The sequence below is a fragment of the Streptomyces sp. NBC_01788 genome (genome assembly GCF_035917575.1).
GTDB lineage: Bacteria > Actinomycetota > Actinomycetes > Streptomycetales > Streptomycetaceae > Streptomyces.
This window is the reverse complement of sequence record NZ_CP109090.1, coordinates 6813436-6834504: the sequence shown is the minus strand read 5'-3', so window position 1 is coordinate 6834504 and position 21069 is coordinate 6813436. Positions and strand designations below refer to the sequence as shown.

General features: G+C 71.6%; 16 protein-coding genes. 9 read left to right on the top strand and 7 right to left on the bottom strand.

Annotation, left to right across the window (positions count from 1 at the left end; translation table 11 throughout):
• Positions 1 to 327 precede the first annotated feature (327 nt).
• The 5 genes from OIE49_RS30610 to OIE49_RS30590 are packed head-to-tail and all read left to right on the top strand — an operon-like array spanning position 328 to position 7673.
• Positions 328 to 846: a hypothetical protein gene (locus tag OIE49_RS30610; RefSeq protein ID WP_326805121.1), complete on the top strand. Its 519-nt coding sequence runs from the start codon at positions 328 to 330 to the stop codon at positions 844 to 846.
• The gene (locus OIE49_RS30605) at positions 846 to 2240 is read left to right on the top strand and encodes a hypothetical protein (RefSeq protein WP_326805120.1); all 1395 of its coding nucleotides are present in this window, start codon (positions 846 to 848) and stop codon (positions 2238 to 2240) included. Before OIE49_RS30610 ends, OIE49_RS30605 begins: the two co-directional genes overlap by 1 nt.
• Complete coding sequence (locus OIE49_RS30600; RefSeq protein ID WP_326805119.1) at positions 2237 to 3667, top strand: vWA domain-containing protein; 1431 nt, start codon at positions 2237 to 2239, stop codon at positions 3665 to 3667. The genes OIE49_RS30605 and OIE49_RS30600 overlap by 4 nt, the downstream gene beginning before the upstream one ends.
• 56 nt (positions 3668 to 3723) lie before the next feature.
• Positions 3724 to 4845, top strand: a complete 1122-nt coding sequence (locus OIE49_RS30595) for an ATP-binding protein (RefSeq protein WP_326805118.1) — start codon at positions 3724 to 3726, stop codon at positions 4843 to 4845.
• Positions 4842 to 7673, top strand: coding sequence for a hypothetical protein (locus tag OIE49_RS30590; RefSeq protein ID WP_326805117.1), 2832 nt, complete (start codon positions 4842 to 4844; stop codon positions 7671 to 7673). Before OIE49_RS30595 ends, OIE49_RS30590 begins: the two co-directional genes overlap by 4 nt.
• Positions 7674 to 7821: 148 nt before the next feature.
• Here the strand turns inward: OIE49_RS30590 and OIE49_RS30585 are convergent, their stop codons facing one another.
• The 7 genes from OIE49_RS30585 to OIE49_RS30555 form a co-directional block, all read right to left on the bottom strand.
• The gene (locus OIE49_RS30585; protein ID WP_326805116.1) at positions 7822 to 8403 is read right to left on the bottom strand and encodes a DUF4352 domain-containing protein; all 582 of its coding nucleotides are present in this window, start codon (positions 8401 to 8403) and stop codon (positions 7822 to 7824) included.
• Positions 8404 to 8696: 293 nt separating this feature from the next.
• Positions 8697 to 10355, bottom strand: coding sequence for an N-6 DNA methylase (locus OIE49_RS30580; RefSeq protein ID WP_326805115.1), 1659 nt, complete (start codon positions 10353 to 10355; stop codon positions 8697 to 8699).
• A gap of 97 nt (positions 10356 to 10452) precedes the next feature.
• Positions 10453 to 11271: a hypothetical protein gene (locus tag OIE49_RS30575; RefSeq protein WP_326805114.1), complete on the bottom strand. Its 819-nt coding sequence runs from the start codon at positions 11269 to 11271 to the stop codon at positions 10453 to 10455.
• A gap of 109 nt (positions 11272 to 11380) precedes the next feature.
• Positions 11381 to 13000: a phosphodiester glycosidase family protein gene (locus tag OIE49_RS30570; protein WP_326805113.1), complete on the bottom strand. Its 1620-nt coding sequence runs from the start codon at positions 12998 to 13000 to the stop codon at positions 11381 to 11383.
• A 212-nt stretch (positions 13001 to 13212) separates the two neighbouring features.
• Positions 13213 to 14565 carry a globin domain-containing protein gene (locus OIE49_RS30565; protein WP_326805112.1) on the bottom strand — a complete coding sequence of 451 codons (1353 nt, stop codon included), beginning with the start codon at positions 14563 to 14565 and terminating at the stop codon, positions 13213 to 13215.
• Between the two features lie 336 nt (positions 14566 to 14901).
• Complete coding sequence (locus OIE49_RS30560; protein WP_326806362.1) at positions 14902 to 15903, bottom strand: DUF6745 domain-containing protein; 1002 nt, start codon at positions 15901 to 15903, stop codon at positions 14902 to 14904.
• Positions 15904 to 16108: 205 nt separating this feature from the next.
• Positions 16109 to 16435, bottom strand: a complete 327-nt coding sequence (locus tag OIE49_RS30555) for a hypothetical protein (protein WP_326805111.1) — start codon at positions 16433 to 16435, stop codon at positions 16109 to 16111.
• A gap of 177 nt (positions 16436 to 16612) precedes the next feature.
• Between OIE49_RS30555 and OIE49_RS30550 the strand changes: the two genes are divergently transcribed.
• From OIE49_RS30550 to OIE49_RS30535, 4 genes are read left to right on the top strand one after another with little or no spacing between them, the layout of a single operon-like run.
• Positions 16613 to 17569 (top strand): STM4015 family protein, encoded by a 957-nt coding sequence (locus OIE49_RS30550; RefSeq protein ID WP_326805110.1) that lies wholly within the window; start codon positions 16613 to 16615, stop codon positions 17567 to 17569.
• Positions 17550 to 18881 (top strand): STM4014 family protein, encoded by a 1332-nt coding sequence (locus OIE49_RS30545; protein ID WP_326805109.1) that lies wholly within the window; start codon positions 17550 to 17552, stop codon positions 18879 to 18881. Before OIE49_RS30550 ends, OIE49_RS30545 begins: the two co-directional genes overlap by 20 nt.
• A gap of 1 nt (position 18882) precedes the next feature.
• Positions 18883 to 19689 (top strand): STM4013/SEN3800 family hydrolase, encoded by an 807-nt coding sequence (locus OIE49_RS30540; RefSeq protein WP_326806361.1) that lies wholly within the window; start codon positions 18883 to 18885, stop codon positions 19687 to 19689.
• Entirely contained in the window at positions 19686 to 21062 is a 1377-nt protein-coding gene (locus tag OIE49_RS30535; RefSeq protein ID WP_326805108.1) for an STM4012 family radical SAM protein, read from the top strand. The genes OIE49_RS30540 and OIE49_RS30535 overlap by 4 nt, the downstream gene beginning before the upstream one ends.
• Positions 21063 to 21069: the final 7 nt, after the last annotated feature.

Sequence of the window (21069 nt, the reverse complement as noted above, 5' to 3'; positions counted from 1 at the left end):
GACTGCTGCTGTGCGCGTCCGGAGTTGTCAGAACAACGACCAGATGTGACGGTATTTCGAACAACGGTCGCAGTTACGGACAAGCATTGATGATAGGAAGCCGCCGATGAGTGTCAACATCTCGCACATGTCCGATACTTCGACCACCGAAATCGGAGGTCAGAGAGGTGAGGTGCGAGCGCGGCGTTGACCACGTCGCTGATGCGGCCGCCCTGCCCCGCTGCCTCGTCCCCCGCGCCCAGGCCGCCGTCCGGCCGCGCTGTCAGTGGTCGCCGATAGCTTCGATCTTGTTCCGCCGAGATGGCGTGAGCGCCCCCTTTGGCATGCATGGGAGATGGTGCGTTGTCGGTCTGGGAGAAGTCGAGCACGGCACGGGTGGTGCCGTCGGCGCGGCCGCGGAAGCTCGCGAAGGTGCCGTTCGTCGAGTTGGCCGACGGGCGGTTGCAGGGTGTGGTGTCCAGCGGGTCGGACATCGGACGCGTGTACGTGTCCTCGGTCGAGGCGGGGAGGTACGCGTTCGCGTGCAGCACCAACAACAACCGCCCCTGCGGCGGGGCCCGTGGCATGTTCTGCAACCACATACGCGCGCTCATCGGCGAGGCCGTGCTGCAGTACGGCGCCGAGCGTGTGGCCCGGTACCTGAAGGTCGAGGTGGACGCGGCTGAGCCGGACGCGCACGCCGTCATCGCCGTCATGACGGCCACGCGCCCCTCGGCGGCGGGCGGTTCGGCCGCGGCCCGGGTGTTCAGCCGGTTCCTGCGGAACCTGGCCTATCTCGAACTCGCGCCGAGCACCGCGCCGGTGCCCGAGATGCAGTGGTTCCCCACGACGAGGGCGGTGGCCTGATGCACGCCGACCTGCTGTCCGACTCCGTCGACGGACTTGACGAGGCTCTCGCGGCCGTGGACGGGTTCGACGAGGCTCTCGTCGCCGGTCTGCTGCGTCCGCAGCCCGGACAGGCCGGTGGGCTGACCGGGCTCGCCGACGCCGTCGCCGGGACGCCGCTGGCCGCGCGGGTGGCCGAGGCCGCCGACAACACGGTCGCCGGAGCCGCCGGCGAGGACCACTTCGTCGCGCTCGCCGCGGCCCGCACCGCACTGCTCGGTTCCGTGCACGACGCGTTGACCGCCCGGGTCGAGGAGGCCACCGGCCGGCCGCGGGCCGGGGAAGCCGTCGCCACCGCGGCCGGCAGCGGCGAACACGCGGCGAATCTGTGCGCGGCGGCCCGTAGTTGGCTGTGCGAGCTGGCGCGGTCCGGCTGGCAGGGCATCGGCCACGAACTCGTCGACGGGTCTGCGCCAGTCGTCTCCGCGATGCTGCCCGATCCGGCGCTGCGCCGACTGGCCACGCTGCTCGACGGTTTCGCCGCCGAACTCGCAGCCTCCTGCCCCGGGGCGACCCTGGAGCGCGTCCCCGTGCGCCGCTGGGCCGACCTGTGGGCGCGTGCCCTGCTGCTGACGCTGCCGGGTGCGACGCGCGCTTCCGCCGTGGCCGAGGCGACCGGCCGGCTTCTGCCGCTCGGTGTCGACGTACACGAGCACGCCACCGCCGTACAGGCCCAGGTGCACGCGGTGTTCGAGCCCGCGGACGGTGGCACGCCCCGGCTGGTGCGGGCCTCGGTCTCCGCACCGAAGCCCGACACGGTCGTCGGCGCCGGGCTGTGGCAACTGCTGCGGCCGCACATGTCCCTGCTGGGGGCCGTGAGCGAGGGCCGCACCATGGACCTCGACGCGATGCCCGTCACCGCGGAGGGCGACCTGATGTGGGACGACGCCCGTGCGCGCATGGGCGAGCCCGCCGAGGTCTTCACCACCGCCCGGGTGGCCCTGCCCACCGCCGCCGCCTTCGCCACGGCGCCGCTCGACCGGCACCCGGCCCGGATCGCGGTGCCCGTACTGCTGGAGGGTTACGGCGTGGAGGAAGGCGACGACGGGATCGTCTTCCAGCTCGCCGGGTACCGCCTGGCCGTCGACACCGATCGCGTCCCGGCCGCCGGTCCGCTCGCGCCCGAGGCCGTCGCCGCGTCCGGCGCGTGTGTCGGGCTGCTGCGCTGGGACGCCGGACAGTTCCTGCTCCAGCCGCTCGCCGTCGAACGGACCGTGCGGAAGAAGGCCGTCGCCGTGCACGCGGGTGCCTGGGCCGGGAGTACCGCCGACAAGGCCGGGGTGCGGGCCGAGAAGGCCGCCACCGACGCCGTCACCGTGCTGCGCGAACGTGCCGGAAGGCTGCTGCGGAAATGACCCACCACACCGGCGGGGATGCGGACGCCCCCGACCCCGATCCTTACGACAACCGGCGGCAGGTCCTCTACTGGCGTCTGCTGGCCCGTCTCTTCGACCCGGAGGAGCAGGCCTCCCTGGAGTCGGCGAGTCTCGCCGTGGTCGAGGACATCGGCCTGCCGTCCGCGCTGCTCGATCCCGGTGCGTCGGTCGACTCCGTCGTGCAGCGGCACCCCGAGCTGGCCGCCGAGTTCGACGGGCTGATGGCCCCGGCGCCGGACGAGGACGGCGTACGCGACCGGGCCGCCGAGGTGCGACGGGCGGCGCTCGCGTCGAAGGTGCTGCTGAACGTCTTCGCCTCCCGCCCCGGCAACGTCACCGCCGAGCAGTTGGCCCGCTGGCAGTCCGACGCCGACTGGCTGGAGCGGGCCCTGGGCTGCCGGCCCGGCGAACTGCGCGGCGGACGCGGAGGCACCCACCGTATGGCGGCCGGAGGGGGCGTCAGCCCGACCGGCACCGGCATCGGCGGCCCCACGCCCGACCTCAGCCGGCTGATCCCCGCGATCGGCCCGGAACTCGGCTCCATCGAGGGCGATCTCGTCAAGCGCATGCACCTGCGCGAGGTGCTGGCCGACCCGCAGCTGGCCTCGCGGCTGACGCCGAGCATGTCCCTGATCGAGCAGTTGCTGCGCGACAAGAACAACCTCTCCGGCGTGGCACTGGCCAACGCCAAGGCGCTGATCCGCCGTTACGTCGACGAGGTCACCGAGGTGCTGCGCACCCAGGTGGAGAAGGCCACGGTCGGCGAGCTCGACCGGTCCGTGCCGCCCAAGCGGGTGTTCCGCAACCTCGACCTCGACCGCACCATCTGGAAGAACCTGACCAACTGGAGCCCGGAGGAGGAGCGGCTCTACGTCGACCGCCTCTACTACCGGCACACCAGCCGCAAGACGACGCCCCAACGGCTCATCGTGGTCGTGGACCAGTCGGGTTCCATGGTCGACTCGATGGTCAACTGCACCATCCTGGCGTCCATTTTCGCCGGGCTGCCGAAGGTGGACGTCCATCTGATCGCCTACGACACCCAGGCCCTGGACCTCACTCCGTGGGCGCACGACCCGTTCGAGACGCTGCTGCGCACCAAGCTGGGCGGCGGCACCGACGGCACCGTCGCCATGCGGCTCGCCCAGCCGAAGATCGCCGAGCCGCGCAACACCGTGGTGGTGTGGATCTCCGACTTCTACGAGTGGCGCCAGCAGGAGCTGTTCGACAGCATGGCCGCCATTCACCGCTCTGGGGCGAAGTTCATCCCGGTCGGCTCGGTGACCAGCTCCGGTCGCGGCAGCGTCAACCCGTGGTACCGGGAGCGTTTCAAGGACCTCGGCACGCCGGTGATCTCCGGCCACATCAAGAAGCTCGTGCACGAACTCAAGACGTTTCTCACCTGATCACCGGACGTACGTCCGCGTCGCGTTGTGATCACCTCCTGGAAAGGCCCTTTCCCATGTCCGATCTGCTGCGCGCCCCCGCCGAGATCAAGTACGCCGAGGAGCTCGACTGGCTGGAGTCGATCGACGACGGTCCCAGGCCGTTCTCATGGCGCCTGTCCCCGAAGATGGTCCGCCTGTTCATCCTGGGCTCCGAGCGCTCCGACGGCCTGGACCGGAAGATCTCGCAGAAGTGGTTCGGCGACCGCAGCTTCGTCGAGCGTTCCATCGTCACCCTCGCCTCCGACCGCGGTCTGCTGCTCATCGGCGACCCCGGCACCGGCAAGAGTTGGCTGGCGGAGCTGCTCTCCGCCGCGATCAGCCGCAACTCCACGCTGGTGGTGCAGGGCACGGCGGGCACCACCGAGGACCACATCAAGTACTCCTGGAACGTGTCCATGGTCATCGCCAAGGGCCAGTCGCGTGAGTCGATGATCCCCTCGCCGATCATGACCGCGATGGAGGCCGGTGCCATCGGCCGCTTCGAGGAGCTGACCCGGTCCACGAGCGATGTCCAGGACGCGTTGATCTCGATCCTCTCCGAGAAGTACATCTCCGTTCCCGAACTGGAGAGTGGCGGCAGCGACAACATCGTCTTCGCCAAGCCCGGTTTCTCCATCATCGCCACCGCCAACAGCCGCGACCGGGGCGTCAACGACCTGTCCTCCGCGCTCAAGCGCCGCTTCAACTTCGTCCGCATCCCGGTCGTGACGAACAAGAAGAGCGAGGCGGAGATCGTCCGCTTCCGCACCGAGGAACTGCTGCGCCGGCACTCGATCGACCTCGACGTGCCGCCGACCCTGCTCGACGTACTCCTGCAGAGCTTCGCCGACCTGCGCGCGTCCGCCGCCGCGGCCGGCAGCGACGACGAGAAGCTGGAGTCGGCGCTGTCGACCGCCGAGCAGATCGGCGTGCTGGAGGACGCCGTCCTGCACAGCAACTTCTTCGGCGAACGCGCCCTGACCGCCCGTACGCTCGCCTCCTCCCTCGTCGGCTCCCTCACCCGCCGCGAGCCCGAGGACCTGGCCATCCTCAACAAGTACCTGCACGGTGTCGTCGAGCCCCGCAGCAAGGAACAGGGCGGCTCCTGGCCGGAGTTCCTGGAGGGCGGCCGCGACGCGATCGCCACGCTGTCATGAGCGGGCCCCAGGAGAACGGCACGTTCGCCGCGCTGCGCGGTCAACTGCAGGATGCCGCGACCGCGTTCGCGGGCGGGCCCGACGCCCTGGAGGGCGTCCTCCTCGGCATGGTCGACGACGTCGACCGGGCGGTGCGCGAGCCGCTGGAGATCTTCCCCGTCTGCCATCACTCGCCCGCCTCGGCGACCGCCATGGCCCGCCGGCTGCGCGAGAAACAGCCCAAGGTGGTCTACCTGGAGCTGTGCGAGGACATGGCACCTCTGCTGACCGAACTGCGCAACTGCCGGCTGCCGGTGGCGCTGCAGGCGTTCGCCGGTGACGTGGACGGCTTCCCCCAGGACTGGGCACCGCTGTCGGTCGTCGCGCCCATCACCGAGGCGTCCGCCGAGTACCAGGCCATCGCGTACGCCCTGGACACCCCGGGTGTGGAGCTGGTCCTCGTGGACCGGTCCGCGGACCACGTCTTCCAGTGGGACACCGGGGGCGAACAGACGGAGGAGGCCACGGCGGACGACACCGACGCTCCTGCCGAGGCCGCGCTGCACGGCGAGGCCGTGGGTGTCGAACTCGGCGACCTCCGGCCGCGCTTCGCCGAGCTGGAGGAGCACCTGCTGCGCCACGGCAAGGTGCGGCACTGGTCGGAGTGGTGGCACCAGTACGTCGAGGTGCCGCTCGGCGACAGCGCCGCCGACCACGACACCTACCGCCAGGTGATGTTCCTCATCGGCAGCCTGTTCCGGCGCCTCGCTCCGGGCGACGGCGCCCGGGTCCGCGTGGACGAGGACCGCGAACGGTACATGTGGACCCGGATGCGTGAGCATCTCGCGTCGTCCGGGACCGATCCGGCGGACTGCCTGTACGTGTGCGGGGCGTTCCACGCGGTCAGCCGCGTCGAGGAGTTCGGCGCGCACGGCACCGGCACGTTCGCGATCTCCCCGCGCACGGCGACCACTTGGCAGTACGGGCTGATCCCGTCCAGCCATGCGGCGATCGAGGCGCAGTTCGGTCTTGCCGCCGGCTCGGTGTCGATCGCCTCGACGGAGTGGGCGAAGAGCCTGAAGCGCACCCGTGTGCGGCCGTACCGGCTGGCGGGCCAGGCGGGCACGAAGAAGCCCTCGGCGAAGAAGGCCCCGGCGGCGAAGACCCGGGGAGCCCAAGCCGTCGTCCCGGCACCGGAGTCCGCCGCCGCGGACCGGCTGTCCGGCTTCCTGCGCAGGCCGCCCGTGCTCGACGGCCTGGACGAGGCCGAACTGCTCGGCTGGTCGGTGGACATCGTGCGCGCGGCCCGGCGCAACGGCTACCTCGCCTCCACCGCGGACGCCATCGCGGTGTTCGAGACGTCGGTCCTGCTCGCCGGGATGCGGGACCGGGCCAAGCCGACGCCGTACGACTTCCAGGACGCGGCGGTCACCTGTATCGAGAAGGACTCCGTGCCGGGGCGGCGGGACGTGCGGCGCCTCGTCGAGATCATGATGGGCGGCGACCGGATCGGCCAGGTCGGCTACGACGCGCTGCCGCCGCTCGCCCGCGACGTGCACGACCGGCTGGCGCCGCTCGGGTTGAAGCTGCAGCAGCGTGGCGTGCAACGGGCCCTGCTGGACATGGCATCCCGGTCGGAACTCCGGTCCTGCTCCGACGTTTTGTGGATGCTGCGGCGCCTGATGCCGCACGGCGCGGCCCGGCCCATCATGGGCGAGAGGCGGCTCGGTGAGCGTTCCATCCAGGAGTCCTGGGACCTGGCGCTCGGCACGCACCAGCGGGCCCTCATCGAGCTCGGTTACGAGGGTGTCAGCATCGAGCAGGTCCTGGAGCAGCGGCTGCGGCGCGACGCGTACGGCCCGCAGGCCACGACCGCGACCGTGCTGGCCGCGGTCGAGGACGCGGTCCTGTACCTGCGCAGCCGCCGCCTCGCCGACGAACTCGGCACGCAAGCACTGAAGTTGCTCGCCACCGAGCGCAGCGTCGACGGCGCGCCGGAGGTGCTGCGCCGATTGCGCGGGCTGCTGGCGTACTACCGCACCAGCGAACCGGCGCTGCCGGCGTGGATCAAGTCGTTCGTCAAGACCGGTTACGCCCACTACTGCACGCTGCTGCCGGTGGCGTTCGGGGACGAGGACGCGACGGCCGGGCAGGTCGCGGCGATGCTCGGCTTCCTGTTCAGCATGGAGAGCCTCGCACTGTCGCTGGGCTGCGACCGGGCCCAACTGGAGCTGGCGGTCGCCCAGTCGCATCCCGAGGAGCCGTCGAAGACGGCCCTGTTGTGGGCGGCGCAGGTGCAACTCGGCACGCTGTCCCGGGCCGAGCTGCGGCACCGGTGCGACGCGTTGCTGGACAATCCGCTGGTGGTGCCCGCCTATCCCCGTTACCTCAGCGGCTTCGTCCACGCGCTGGAGCCGGTGCCGGGGCTGGCGGACGTGGTCGTCGAGGCGGTGTCGAACGCGTTCGGCCGGTTGCCCGACGCGGTGCTGCTGCCGTGGCTGCCGCTGCTCATCACCACGTTGCGCTCCGGCGCCGCGGAGCTGGCCCCGCTGCTGATCCGCGAGGCCGGCCGCGTCTTCCCGGGCCGGCTGGCGACCCTGGACACGTGGATACCCCCGTGGCGAACACCCCCTGCCCCGCCTGCCACCCGCCGTGCGCTGCCCGGAGTGCCCGGCCGCCAGGGCGCCGCACTGCTCACGGCCCACCCGGCGACCTGCGACGCGGTGGCGGAACTGCTGGGCTGCGAGGGCTCTTGGGCCGTGTCCAGTGCGGCACCTTCGGGCGCAGCGCTGACGACTCGGCATCCGGCTACGGCGACGGCCTTGGAGTCTCTGCTCACGAGGTCATGACAGCGACGTCTGACGGCGCCGGCCGGGCCCTGGGCCCACCAGGACCCGGCCGGCCTGACGCGCCCGTGGCAACCGTGGTCCGCAGCCTGAGGTGAGGGGGTGGCCCGTGAGGCGGTGCAGCCGCCAGCGACACGGCCTCATGCCGTGGCTACTTCAGCTTCCATTCGCCCGTCTGGTCGGCGAAGCCGGAGTCCATGGTGAACTGGACGGCGTCGAGCTTGGAGGCCTTGGGGACTTCGAAGACGATCCAGCCGAGGCCCTTGGCGCCGGGCTTGAGCTTCAGGCTGGAGGACATGGACGGGCCGGCTGTGATGTCCGCGAAGGTGGAGTCGAACTGCTGGCCCTCGCTGTCGGCGACCTGGGCACCGTTGGACGGGCTGTCGCTGTAGACCGCCTTACCGGTGTTGACGAGCTGGAACTGCACGCCGACGAAGCGCTTGCCGGCGTCGGGCTCGGTGAACTCGTCGGCCGGCTTGCCGGGGTCGGCGATCTTGACGACCGTGACGTCGAGTTGGCTGCCCTTCTCGAAGCCCTTCAGGGTGAGGGTGTCGCCAACCTTGGCGGCGTCGGAAGACTTCCCCTTCTTGGCGTCCTTGCCGCTGTCCGCCTTGGCCGCGGCGTGCTCCTTCGGCTTGTCGACGACGGTGTTGCCGGTGTCGCAGGCGGTGATGGTGAGCGCGCCGACGGCGACGGCGACGAGGGCGGCGGCGATTCTGGTACGGGCGTGCATGGTCCCCCCCCCAAGGACAGAGCTGTGTGGATCACGGCGCGCCCCCGCCGACTGTCAGCGAGCGGAGGCTCACGAATGACAGTACGAGCCCTCCGTTGATTGTGTCAACACATCGAACCGCTTGGATCAAGCGTGTACATGGGTCGCAGTCATGCTTGTGGTGAACCCCGTGAACACCGGCATGCGTACGATCGGATCCGGGTCGTCAGCGACGGTGAGTGCGGAACCGTTCTCGCGGCACGCCGAAGCACCGCTCCTGTCTGATGCGGGAGCGGTGCCTGCGCTGAGGGGGCTCAGCCGTTTGGCTCCAGGGCGCCGTTGGCGAGGCCGTCGCGGGCCAGGGCGGCGGCGTCGCGGCTCAGTTCGGCGATCCTTCTCGCCCGTTCCTCGAACTCCTGAAGGCCACGGAACGCGGCTCCGTACCGGCGCTGCTCGGCGATGTCCATCTGAGGGACGCGGGCGCCCTTGCCGTCGAGGCGGAACGTTCCGCTGGCGCTGGTGGACCGGCGCGTGTTGGCCGCGCTGCGCAGGAACCCCTGGAGGAAGTCGGTGTCGAGCTGATCGCTGATCGACACAGGCTCGGCGCCGCCGTACTCGACGAGACCGGCCCGGGCGAGGTCGGTGACGCTGACGGAGGGGCCGTCAGGGGAGCTCAGGCGTCCCCCGGCACCCAGAGCCGGGAGAAGTTCGGCGAGTATGCCGACCTGTTCCGCCAGCTCGCTCCGCAGTTGCTGGTACTCGGCCACGTAGTCGCGGTGGGACTCGCGCACATAGCGGCCGGGGGTCAGATCCACGACGTCGTCGAGCAGTTCGATGAGAGAGACGTCCGTCGTCTGGTCCGGCCGTGGGTCCAAGGCACCGTCCGGATCGTTCCGGGTCAGGTCCACCATACGGACGCTGGTGGCCGCGTCGCCGAGGGAGAGCGGCCGGTGCAGTTGCCAGATGTGCACCGGGAGCGCGTGCGAGACGGCCGAGCCGGGCGGCAGGGCCGTGACCTGGGTGAGGATGCCTCGGCGTACGAGTTCGGCGCGGATGCGGCGGCCGGCCTTGCGGTAGGCCACCGAGGCAGGCATGACCATGATGACCCGGCCACCTGGAGCGGTGTGCGCGTACGCGTGCTGCAGCCAGGCGAGCTCGCCTTCCGCCCGGGACGGGGTGCCGAGTTCCCACCTTGGGTCGAGCAGGAGTTCCTCACGCCCCCAGTCGGTGTCGCCCACCGGAGGGTCGCAGACGACCAGATCGGCTTTGAGGTCACTCCACCGGTCTTCGCGCAGGGAGTCCCCGGCGGTGATGTCGGCGCCCGTCCGTCCGGCGAGATCGGCGCGCAGTTGCGCGAAACGGGCGCTGCGGGCGTCCACCTCCTGTCCGGTCCGCCGCGGTCCCCGCTCGGGCCCGACGGCGAGCAGCAGGGTGCCGATGCCGCAGGCCGGATCGAGGACGGTCGTGTCGTCCGCCACTTCGCCGGCCAGGTGCCGTACGGCGCGGACGATGCGAGGCGAGGTGACCTGGTCCGAGCCGGCCCTGCGCACGGAGTCGGTGAAGCGTTCGGCGAGGGCGTCCACCACCTCGCCGGGCGAACCGCTGTCCGCCAGGCTCCGGGCCAGGGTGACGGCGTCCTTCGGCAGGGCTTCCGGCCGCTTCCTACGGGCGCCGGCGAGTACCGTGGCGACGTCGGCGAGCGCGGTGACCATGTCGTCGCCGTACGCTCCGCGCAGCACCTGCCAGAGTTGCACTTCCTCCGAGAGGTCCTGGCCCTTGCGCTGCTTGTCCAGCCAGGTCTTGACCTCGGCGAGATCGAAGAGCGGACTGTTGACGCTTCCGCCCGTCGGTGCGGGGAAGTCGTCGTACCGCCGACGCCAGTTGGAGACCGCGGCCCGGGTGACACCCGCGAGCCGCGCGATCTCGGAGCCGGTGACGAGAGGACCGGCTGGTGGGGCGGCGTTGTCCGTCATGCAGCCACCGTACACGGCGCCTGTTTTCGCATCAACGGAAAAGTGGTTGACATGGTACACATGGGGCAAAGATGTCCTCACGTGTACGCCAACTCCTTCACTGCGCGCGCAGGAGGGCCTCTCTCAGCTGGTCGGCGTTCATGGCCACCAGGCGCGGCACGCGATCGTTCCATTGTGCGGCCAGGTCGTCGACGGCCCGTACGACGGCTCGGCGTATCCGGCGGGCGGCGATGGTGAGGACGACGGCGGCCAGCGGTCGCAGGAGCCGGCGGCCGCGTAGGGAGACCGTGATCAGCAGGTCCCATCTGCCGTCGTGCTGGGACGGCCGGGGTACCGCCCGCACGTCCGCCCGGACCCAGCGGTGGTCGAGCCTGGCCGAGGCCGGAGCGGAGGATGGGATGCGGTCGCTGTCCGCGGCGGGCCACCAGTCGTCCAGCCGCAGCCGGGCGCGGCCCGCCATCTCGAACAGCTTGAGTGGTGCCGCGCCGCCTCGTGTCCGGCCGGCGATCTCGACCAGGGCCGGGCGGTCCGGACTCTTCAGCGTTCCATCCAGTTCGATGGCCATGTCGTCCTCGGTGACGGCGAGTTCGAGGTGGACTGCTCGGCGGTGGTCCCATTCCCTGACGGTGATCCGTGCGGTGTCGCTCGGGTCGGCCGCCTTGTCCCTGCTGGTGCCTGCCGCGTCCGCTGCCACCTTCCCCTCGCCGGCCCCGTTCTCGATCACGTAGACCGAGCCGGGTCGCAGGTGCAGCCCTCGGGTCAGTCGGATGTCCGGTACCACCTGGCCGTCGGACAGTACGAGCCCTTGTTCGTCCACCCGGCTCTCCTCCACCAGGGTGCGGATCACGGTGACGGCGTCGACGAGCCAGGGGTAGGGGACCTGTTCGACGACCACCGTGTGCTTGACGGAAAGCATGTCAGCCGTCGACGCGCAGGGCGCCCAGCAGCATCGGAAGGAAGGTTCGAAGGGGCATCGCGGCTCCCTGTGTCTCGTCGCGGCTCGAGCGTTCTTCGACCGGGTGGGGTCAACTCCTGCGGGGCAGGATCAGCAGGGCGTCTCCGACGGGGCGTTCGCCGGTGGCGTCGGACGGCTGGTTGAGCACCTTGCCGCCGATCACCATGGTGGTGGATCCGCCGCCGTCCAGGTTGATCGCGTCGCGCAGTCCGAGTGACTTGGCGATCTCGGCGCTCTCGGTGATGCTGAGCCCGAGCGCGCCGGTGCTGCGTCCGTCGGCGGTGACGAGCACGGTCCGTCCGGCGGTGTCCACTCCGGCCACCGTGCGCGGGTTCCGCTTGTGCACCCAGCCGTAGTAGAAGCTCGGGTCGCCCGGACGCACCATGCCGTCGGTGGCCGGTGTGACGTGGAGCCGGCCGTCGCGGACCAGTTCGGGGCCGCCGTTCACGATGTCGGTCCCGGGTGAGGGCGTGACCGGGTGTCCGCGTCCGTCCAGCAGTGCGGCCTTGATGTTCAGGTGGTCACCGACCCGTGCGAGGGCGGTCAGCTCGGCGACGCGCCGACCGGTCGCCTGCACGGACCTGCCGCCGGCCGGCAGCGGTCCACCGCGTGGCGTGCGCAGTTCCACAACCCGGTCGTGGGCGTCCAGGACGGCTTCGAGTCCCTCGCCTGCGGGGGTCCGTTTCCCGAAGTCGGTGGTGAAGGCGACGAGTTCGTCGGTGCTGGTGCAGGTCACGTCGTGCAGCGGGAGCGCGGTCGGGATGTCGTGTGCGCCGCCGCCGCAGTTCCTGATGAGGCCTGGTACGCGGTTGACGCCGCTCAGGCTCAGCGAGGTGCCCCGGCCGGTGACGCGTCCTTGCCAGGTGAAGCGGGTGATCTCGGTCCGGCGGCCGTTGGTGTGCGTGACGAGGCCGGGGCGTCCACTGACCGGTTCGCTCAGCAGGCGACCGTCGTAGACACCGACGCCGGCCGGGTCGCCCGGTGCGCCCGCGAGGGGGTCGAGGACGAAGAACCCGGCGTTGACCGCCGCGGTCGCGCCGGCTGCGTTCGACAGCTCGCTGGTCGTCTCGCGATTCTCCAGGTCGGGGCCGTAGGACGCCTCCAGGCTTCCGTGGAAACGGCGCGGGTCGATGGTGAGCACGTCGACGCGCCAGGGGCCCCTGTCCGTGCGGTCGCCGTCCCAGCCGGTGTACACCGCCGATCCCGCGTACCCGGCCGCCTTCAGCCGCGCTTGTTCGGAGGCCGCGTCGGACTGCGCGTCGAACGAACCGACCCGGACCCGCCATCCGAGCGTGCCGCCGGCGTAGTCGGCGGTCCTCGACGTCGTCACCTGCTCGACCCGGGCCTGGAAGCCGTCGCGCTTCAGACCGGCGGCCAGTTCGTCGGCGCTCGCCCTGTCCTTGAGGGCGGTCGGCGGTGCGTCGGGGTCCGGTGAGGTCTCACCGCCTGGAATGGACACCTCGACCGTCCAGCGCAGTGCCGAGTCGGGGGCACCTCGCACGATGCGGGTGAGGGTGACACCCGGCTGGAGGGTTGTCGTCGTGCGGGTCTCGGAGAGGTCGGACGGCCCCAGTGGCAGGGTCTGGGCCTGTCGAACCGGCTGTGTGGCCGGGGATGCCTGCGCCGGGAGTGCCCCCATGGTGACGAGGACGCCGAGGGCAACACCGGCACCGCACAGTCTCTTCTTCATCCGCAACCGCCTGGAAGCCTGGGCCCCACCGAATCGAAGGACCGACTGACTCGAACATGACATTCGCACCCGTCGGCGGATCATGTTGCCAGCCGTGCGGGCGGCACGAAAGCCCTCCCGATTCCTTTCGGTTGGCAGGGCTCTCGCGTGTGCGTGCCTCAGTCAGTCGCCGGTCTCCTCCGGGAGAAGGCGGCCACCGCCACGCTGGTCGGTCACGCCGGGACCGACTGCCCCTGGAACATCCGGGGACCGGCCGAACCGAAGGACCCCGCCGGGCCGGGCAGGTCACGCGGGCCGGCCGGCAGCGGGTCGTGGCGGACGTGTTCGGCGGGCAGTCCGGCGCGGGTGAGCGCGGCTGTCACCGTCTGCACCATCGCAGGCGGCCCCGCGAGCAGTGCGCGACCGGCCGCCGAGGGACGGCTCCGGGTCACCGCGCGGGCCAAGTGGTCGTACGCGCCCTCCCCCGGCGTCCCGCCCGTCACCGGGACCACCGTCAGCCACGGGCGGCTCCGTTCGAACCCCGTCAGGTACTCGGTGTCGTACAGGCTGGACAGCCCGTCGGCGCCCAGGAAGAGCCGCACCCGGCCCGCCCGGTGTTCGGACGCCGGGCGCAGGCGGCCTTCCAGCTCCTGGAGCAGTGCCTTCATCGCGGCCCAGCCGGTGTCCCAGGCGACCAGATGGAGTTCGCCCGCCGGCTCCTCGCCGAGTGCCAGGTTCCCCTTGGGGGGACCGAGCCGTATCCGGTCGCCGGCCGTGGTGTGGCGCACCAGGGCCTCACTCACGCCGCCGGGGCCGGTGCGGCGGACATGGAACTCCAGATCGCCGTCCCGGCCGGGCTCGCCTGCCAGGTAGTACGGGCGCCAGGTGTGCGGCAGGCGCGCGGACTCCAGCGCGGTGAACTGCCCTGCCCGATACCGGAAGGTCTCGCGCGGCCTTACCCGGAGCACCGCGAGGTCCGGGCCGCACAGCCGGTGGGCCGTCACCGTGGCCTCCCAGCAGGGCGGCTCGTGCAGTGCCGCCTCCGCGCCCTGCACCATGGCCGTGATCCCGAAGCGCACCATCCGGACCCAGGCCTGCTCGAGTTCCCCGGTCCAGTGTTCGCCGGCGCGTATGCGCAGCGCCTCGCAGAGCGCCGTTTCGAAGGCCGCGTACTGTGCCGGGCGCACGCCGAGCTTTCGGTGGTCACGGCCCAGTTGGGTGAACGTCGCGGTGATCTGCTCGGGCCTGTCCAGGTGTTCGAGCAGATACCAGAACGCCCGTGCCAGGTGGGCCTGCTGGAACGCCATCTCGGCGGGGAAGAGCGATCGCAGCGAGGGGTGCCGGGTGAACAGTGCCTGGTAGAGGTGGGCGATCAGCTCTTCGAACGGGGCCACCAGGTCCAGATCGCGCATGATCGTCCGCTGGTCGGCGACCCCGTCGTACGGCTGCCCGGCCGGGCCGCGGAGGCCGCTGGCGCTGCCGCCGCCCGCGCCTGGGAAAGCTCCGGAGGAGAGCATCTGCCGACGTAGTCGCATCGCGTCGTGCCGGGCGAGGAGTGCGTGGTAGTTGCCGTCTTCCGCGCTCATGATCAGCGTCCCCTCCGTGCCTCACGTCCGACGGCGGTCAGTCGCATGGCGTCCGGTCCGGCCGCGCCCGGGGCGACGGCCCGGGCCGAAGCGCGCCGGGCCGGGCGGTCCGGCGCGCTGCCCGGAAGCCGGCGGATGGGTCGAGGCATGGGCGGTCTCCTGAAGAACAGTGTGAGGAACGGTGGGGGGATACGACGGGAACAAGGGACGATCCGTCCACTGAAACCGCAGGTCAGTATGGCATTAGGGGCAAATGACCCAACGTCCCTGGGTGGGAGGGACGTTGGACCCTGGACAGGACCGGCGTCGTACTCTCCAACGGTGCCGACCCGGGGCTCAGGTCTCCCGCTCCGGCACGTAGTCGGTCTCCTCGAGACCGAAGGTCCAGGCGACTCCCTGCCGGGCGGTCCGGGTGTTCGGCGGTACCCGCAGCCAGTACGTGCGGTGGGTGCCGTCGGGCTCCGGCGTGGAGTTGACCACCTCGACCATCACCAGCGGCTCGTCACCCTCCAGTTCGATGCGCCACAGCACACCCGCCTTGTCGCGCTGCACGGGTTCGGCGCCGGAATCCTCCAGGTAGCGCTCGTAGCCGTAGTGCTCCAGCATCACGCGACGCAGCTCGGCGTTCTCCTCCTCGCGTATGCGCGCCGGGGTCAACTCTCCGAGCTCGGCGAGGAATTCGGCGGGTATCGGCATACCGCGCCAGGCGTGCAGCGCGAACCCGTCGGGGAAGGCGAGCGCCGGTCCGTCCCCGCGGTCGAGCCGGCCGGCCTCGTCCCGGTGCAGCTCCACGGGGCGTTCGCAGACGACCGCGGCTCTCTCGTACGGCCACCACCAGCCCGCTGCGCGGGCGACCGCGGCGATTCCGTCGAGTGCCTCCGCGCCTTCCTGGCCGTCGAAGGCCGCCAGCCAGGCCGCGTCGTGCTGGCCGAGGACCGCGTCGAGCAGGACGAGCCGGACGGCCTGCTCGTCCTCGGGCGCGGTGGTCGAGGCCTCGACCACACCGGTGCGTATGCGATCGGTCAGCGCGACCGTGCCGTCCCACAGTTGGGCGCCCGTCAGGGCCCAGTGCGCGGCCCAGCCGGCCGGTCCGAGCCGGTCGAGGACGCGCTTCCGCGCGGCCGCCCAGGGCCGGGTGCGCACCGCGTCGCGGACGGTGCGGCCGGCCGTTCCCTCCGCCGTGAGCCGCGCGACCACCGCCACGCCCTCGCTGGGCGAACCCGCCCAGATGATGTGCTCCGGCTCCGGCAGACCCGCCAGCCTGTAGGCCAGGCGCACTCCCTCCTCGGCGGCCGGGCGATCGGCGGGGCCGGTCGCCGCCGCCACCTCGCGCCACATCGCCGTCGCGTCCACCTGCACGGTCGTCTCGTGCGCGGTGTCGTGCCCGGTCTCGCTCACGGTTTTCGTCGGTGTCGTCATCGTTCCGCTCTTCGCTGTCCCAGTCCGGCCGTCTCACGGCGCTGTCCGAACGCGCCGCTTCAATCCGCTGTCTCCACGTGCCGCTTCAGCTCGCCGCTTCGGTACGCCACTTCAGTGCGCTGTCTCAGTCCGCCACGACGCGCACCGCGCCGGGCGCGTACTCCCGCTGCCGCACCACGCGGTACCAGCCCTTGGGCAGCGGTATCGCCGCGTGTTCCTCGTGCACCACCCGTCCACCGTCCGGGAGATGGAGGTAGGACGCTCCGAACGGTCCCGCCTCCCTGACCAGCGTCCCCGGTCCGATCACCGCGTGAGCGTGTCCGGTGACCTCGCCGAGAGCCAGGACGAGCCTCCCCCGCGCGTCCCTCGGCTGGTGCGGCAGCCGGTCCGTGCCCGGCGGCACGGCCGCCTCCGCCACGCGCACGATCAGGACATCCCCCTGCCGGTACATGCAGGTCTCCCTTCCCCGTCGGCACCTCACCGACCGATGTCCACGACGCTACGTGGGGGGTCTGACAACGCCTCACAGCACAGCTCCCGGCCCGGCCCGAGGCCGCCGATGTCAGAGCCGCTTGGTACAACTCTTCGCGAACAACGCAATGCGTGAAAGCCCCAGGAGGCCAGCGTCATGTCCCACGTCGAGCATCTGAAGGAACTGCACGGCCTCCCGGCCTTCGACTTCGCGCAGTTCGCGGGGAAGCGGGAGCTGCCGGAGGCGGACGCCGCGGCCTGGCGGCTGGCCGTCGAGCCGTACGCGGACCCGCCACAGGAGAACTTCGGTGAGCTGTGGGACCGCTTCCTCGACTCCGTCGACCCCGCCGGGGTGCGGGCCGTCATCGTGGGCCAGTGGGGTGAGGCGTACGAAAACGACTCCAGCAGCATCGTTCGGCGTCTCGTGGACGCCCGTGCCCGGCTGACCGCGCTCCGGGCCGTGTTCATCGGGGACCTGGAGATGGAGGAGTCGGAGATCTCCTGGATCGAGCAGTCCGATGTCACGCCGGTCCTCGACGCGTATCCGCTGCTGGAGGAGTTCGGGATCCGCGGCGGCACCGGGCTGCGTTTCCCGGCGGTCCGCCACGAGCACCTGCGCAGGCTCCGCTTCGAGGCCGGCGGCCTGCCCGGCGAGGTCGTACGCGGTGTCGCGGCCGGCGAGTTCCCCGCCCTGGAGCACCTCGACATGTGGCTCGGCGTGGAGGCATACGGCGGCGACTCGGGGGCCGCCGACCTCGCCCCGATCCTGGCCGGGGGACGTTTCCCGGCGCTGCGCCATCTCGGCCTGCGCAACAGTGAGATCCAGGACGAGGTCGCCGCCGCCGTCGCCGGGGCTCCCGTCGTCGCGCAGCTGACGTCGCTCGACCTGTCGCTGGGCGCGCTCACCGACGACGGCGCGGCCTCGCTGCTCGGTGGTCAGCCGCTCACTCATCTGACCCGGCTCGACCTGCACCACCACTTCCTGAGCGAGTCCATGACCGATCGGATCCGCGGGGCCTTCGACTCCAGCGGTACCGAGGTGGATCTGTCGGACCACCGGACTCCGGACAGCTGGGGGGACGAGGAGTGGCGGTATGTCGCGGTCTCCGAGTAGCCCGGCGCCCGCCGCCGGCCTGCGGTTCGCCGTCGTCGGCAATCCCGAGAACCGGCGGACGACGATGTTCGCCGACGCCGTTCGCGCGGCCGGCCACCCGGTACCCCGTGTGCTGGCGTGGCGGGACGTGCTGCATGGACGGTACGCCTTCTCGCGGGGTGAGCTGGTGCGGATCGACTCCCCCGGCGAGGACGCCGAGGTCGACCGGTTGCTGCGGGACACCGACGACCCCACCCGGGTCGAGGGGACGGCTCTGTGGCACCGCCGGTTCACCGCCACGGTCCGGGAGCTGACCGCCGCGGCGCGGCACGCGGGCGCGGTGACCGCCGCCGACCCGGAGGACATCGCGGTCATGTTCGACAAGCGGCGCTGCCATGCCCGGCTCGCCGCCGCGGGCGTGCCGCTGCCTCCGGCGCTGACGGGTCCGGTCGGTGGCTGGTCCGGGCCGGACGGTCTCCGGGAGCAACTGAAGGCGGCCCGGATCTCACGTGCGTTCGTGAAGCCGGCGCACGGGTCGTCGGCCTCCGGTGTCGTGGCGCTGACGCTGGCGGGTCCGGGCCGGGTCAGGGCGACGACCTCCGTGGAGACCACGGCCGACGGCCGCCTCCACAACTCCCTCCGGGTGCGCCACTACACCACGGAGCCAGCGGTCGCCGCCCTCGTCGACGCGCTGGCCCCTGACGGGCTCCATGTCGAGCGGTGGCTGCCGAAGGCCTCACAGGGCGGCCGGGCCACCGACCTGCGGGTGGTCGTGGTGGCCGGGCGCGCCACGCATGCCGTGGTACGGACCAGCCCGCATCCCATGACGAATCTGCACCTCGGTGGCGCCCGCGGCGACCTGGACGCGGTACGTGCGGCGATCCGGACCGCGGGAGGCCGTTTCACGGACGTGCTGGACATGGCCGAACGGGCGGCCGCGTGCTTCCCGGGCACCCTGTGCGTCGGCGTGGACATCCTGCCGGCGACGGCCTGGCGCCGCTTCACGGTCGGCGAGGTGAACGCCTTCGGGGACCTCCTGCCCCGCCTCACCGGCCTGCCGGGCAGTGGCGCCGAGGGCCTGGACACCTACGCCGCACAGGTCGCGGCAGCACCGGCCGTCGCGCGGGCAGCCGCACGGGCCACACGGACCTCGGCAACGGCCCCCGCACCAGCCGTCATACGGAACGCCGCACGGACCGACGCACCAGACGCCGCGCAGGCCGCCGGACGGACGCCCGCACCGGCCACCGCACCGGCCCCGGACCCGGCCCCGGCCCCGGCCACCGCACGGCGAGCACAACGCAAGGAGCACCACCATGACCCCAACGCTTGACATGAACGACATCGTGGGAAGCCACGACATCCTGTTCGTCACGCTCGACACCCTCCGCTACGACGTGGCACAGGAGTTGGCGGCGGCCGGACGCATTCCGAATCTGGCCCGGCATCTGCCAGGCGGCGCCTGGGAGCGCCGGCACGCCCCCGGCAGCTTCACCTACGCCTCCCACCAGGCGATGTTCGCGGGCTTCCTGCCGACGCCGGCCGCGCCGGGTCCGCATCCTCGGCTCTTCGCCGCCCGTTTCGCGGGCAGTGAGACCACCGCGAACGGCACCTTCGTCTACGACACCCCCGACCTGGTCTCGGGCCTGGCCGCGGTGGGCTACCGCACCGTGTGCATCGGCGGCGTGGGTTTCTTCAACAAGCAGGGACCGCTGGGCTCCGTCCTGCCGGGGATGTTCCAGGACAGCCACTGGCGGCCGGAGTTCGGGGTGACCTCACCCACGTCGTTCGAGGCCCAGGTGGACTGCGCGGAGCGAGTCGTCGCGGAACTCCCCCAGGATCAGCGGCTGTTCCTCTTCACGAACGTGTCGGCCCTGCACCAGCCGAACTGGTTCCACCTCCCCGGGGCCACCCGCGAGGCGGGTGACACGCGGGCCACCCACGCCGCGGCGCTCGAGTACGTCGACCGGCACATGGGACGGCTGCTGGCCGCCGTCGCCGGCCGCCGTCCGTGCTTGGCCGTCGTCTGCTCCGACCACGGCACGGCGTACGGCGAGGACGGCTACAGCGGCCACCGCATCGGCCATGACGTCGTATGGACCGTGCCCTACGCCCACTTCCTCGTCGACGGAGACCGATGACCTTGACCGTCACCAGCGCCGAAGCGGTGGCCGTGCCCAGCGCCGTCCGCCCGTACCAGCAGTACGTCTACGCGTATCCGCACAAGACCGCGTACCGCCCCCTCGTCCGGGAGCGGGCTTCCCTGCGCGCGCTGTGGGCGGACGAGCCCAAGGACGCGCTCTCGCTCTACCTCCACATCCCGTTCTGCGAGGTCCGCTGCGGCTTCTGCAATCTCTTCACCCGGATCGGGGCGCCGGACGGCCTGACCACGGCCTACCTGGACGCGATGGAACGGCAGGCGGCCGCGGTGCGCGAGGCGCTGGGCGACGGGGCGCGGTACGCCAACGCGTCCTTCGGCGGCGGCACTCCGACGTTCCTCGAGGCGGACGAGCTGGAGCGGCTGTGCGATCTGGCCGAGAACGGTCTGGGCGCCGACCTCGCCGCGATCCCGCTGTCGGTGGAGGCCTCGCCCGCCACGGCGACCGCCGACCGGCTGGCGGTGCTGGCCGCCCGCGGCACCACGCGGCTGAGCCTGGGCGTGCAGAGCTTCGTCGACTCCGAGGCGCGGACGGCCGTACGCCCCCAGCGCCGGGCGGACGTCGAAACGGCCCTCGCCCGGATCCGCGACGCAGGCGTCCCCGTCCTCAACATCGACCTGATCTACGGCATCGACGGCCAGACCGAGCAGTCCTGGACCCGTTCCCTCGACGCCGCCCTCGCCTGGCGGCCGGAGGAGCTGTACCTCTACCCCCTCTACGTGCGACCGCTCACCGGTCTCGGCCGGCACCGCGGCTCGGCGCCCGGCGGTGACGCCGACTGGGACGAGCAGCGGCTGCGGCTGTACCGCCACGGCCGCGACCACCTGCTCGCGCGGGGCTACCAGCAGGTGTCGATGCGGATGTTCCGCCGCGCGGACGCCCCCGCCACCGGCGGCGAGGACTACGCGTGCCAGAGCGACGGCATGGTCGGCCTCGGCTGCGGCTCCCGCTCGTACACCTCCGCACTGCACTACTCCTTCGACTACGCCGTCGACATGCACCGCATACGCGGGATCATCGACGACTACACGGCACGCGCCGCCGACGACTTCCGGCACGCGGACTTCGGCTGGGAGATGACCGCGGACGAGTCCCGGCGCCGCCATCTGCTCCAGTCACTGCTCCAGGCCGAGGGCATGCCCGTCGCGGACTACCGGGCCCGCTTCGGCAGCGCGCCCGGCGACGACTTCGCCACCGAGCTGGACCGGTTCCGCGAGCGGGGCTGGCTGGACGGCTCCGCGGGCCCGGAGCTGCTGCGGCTGTCCCCGGAGGGGCTCGCCCACTCCGACGCGCTGGGGCCCGAGTTGTTCTCCACCGCGGTGCGCGAACGCATGGCCGCGTACGAACCGAAGTGACGGAGCA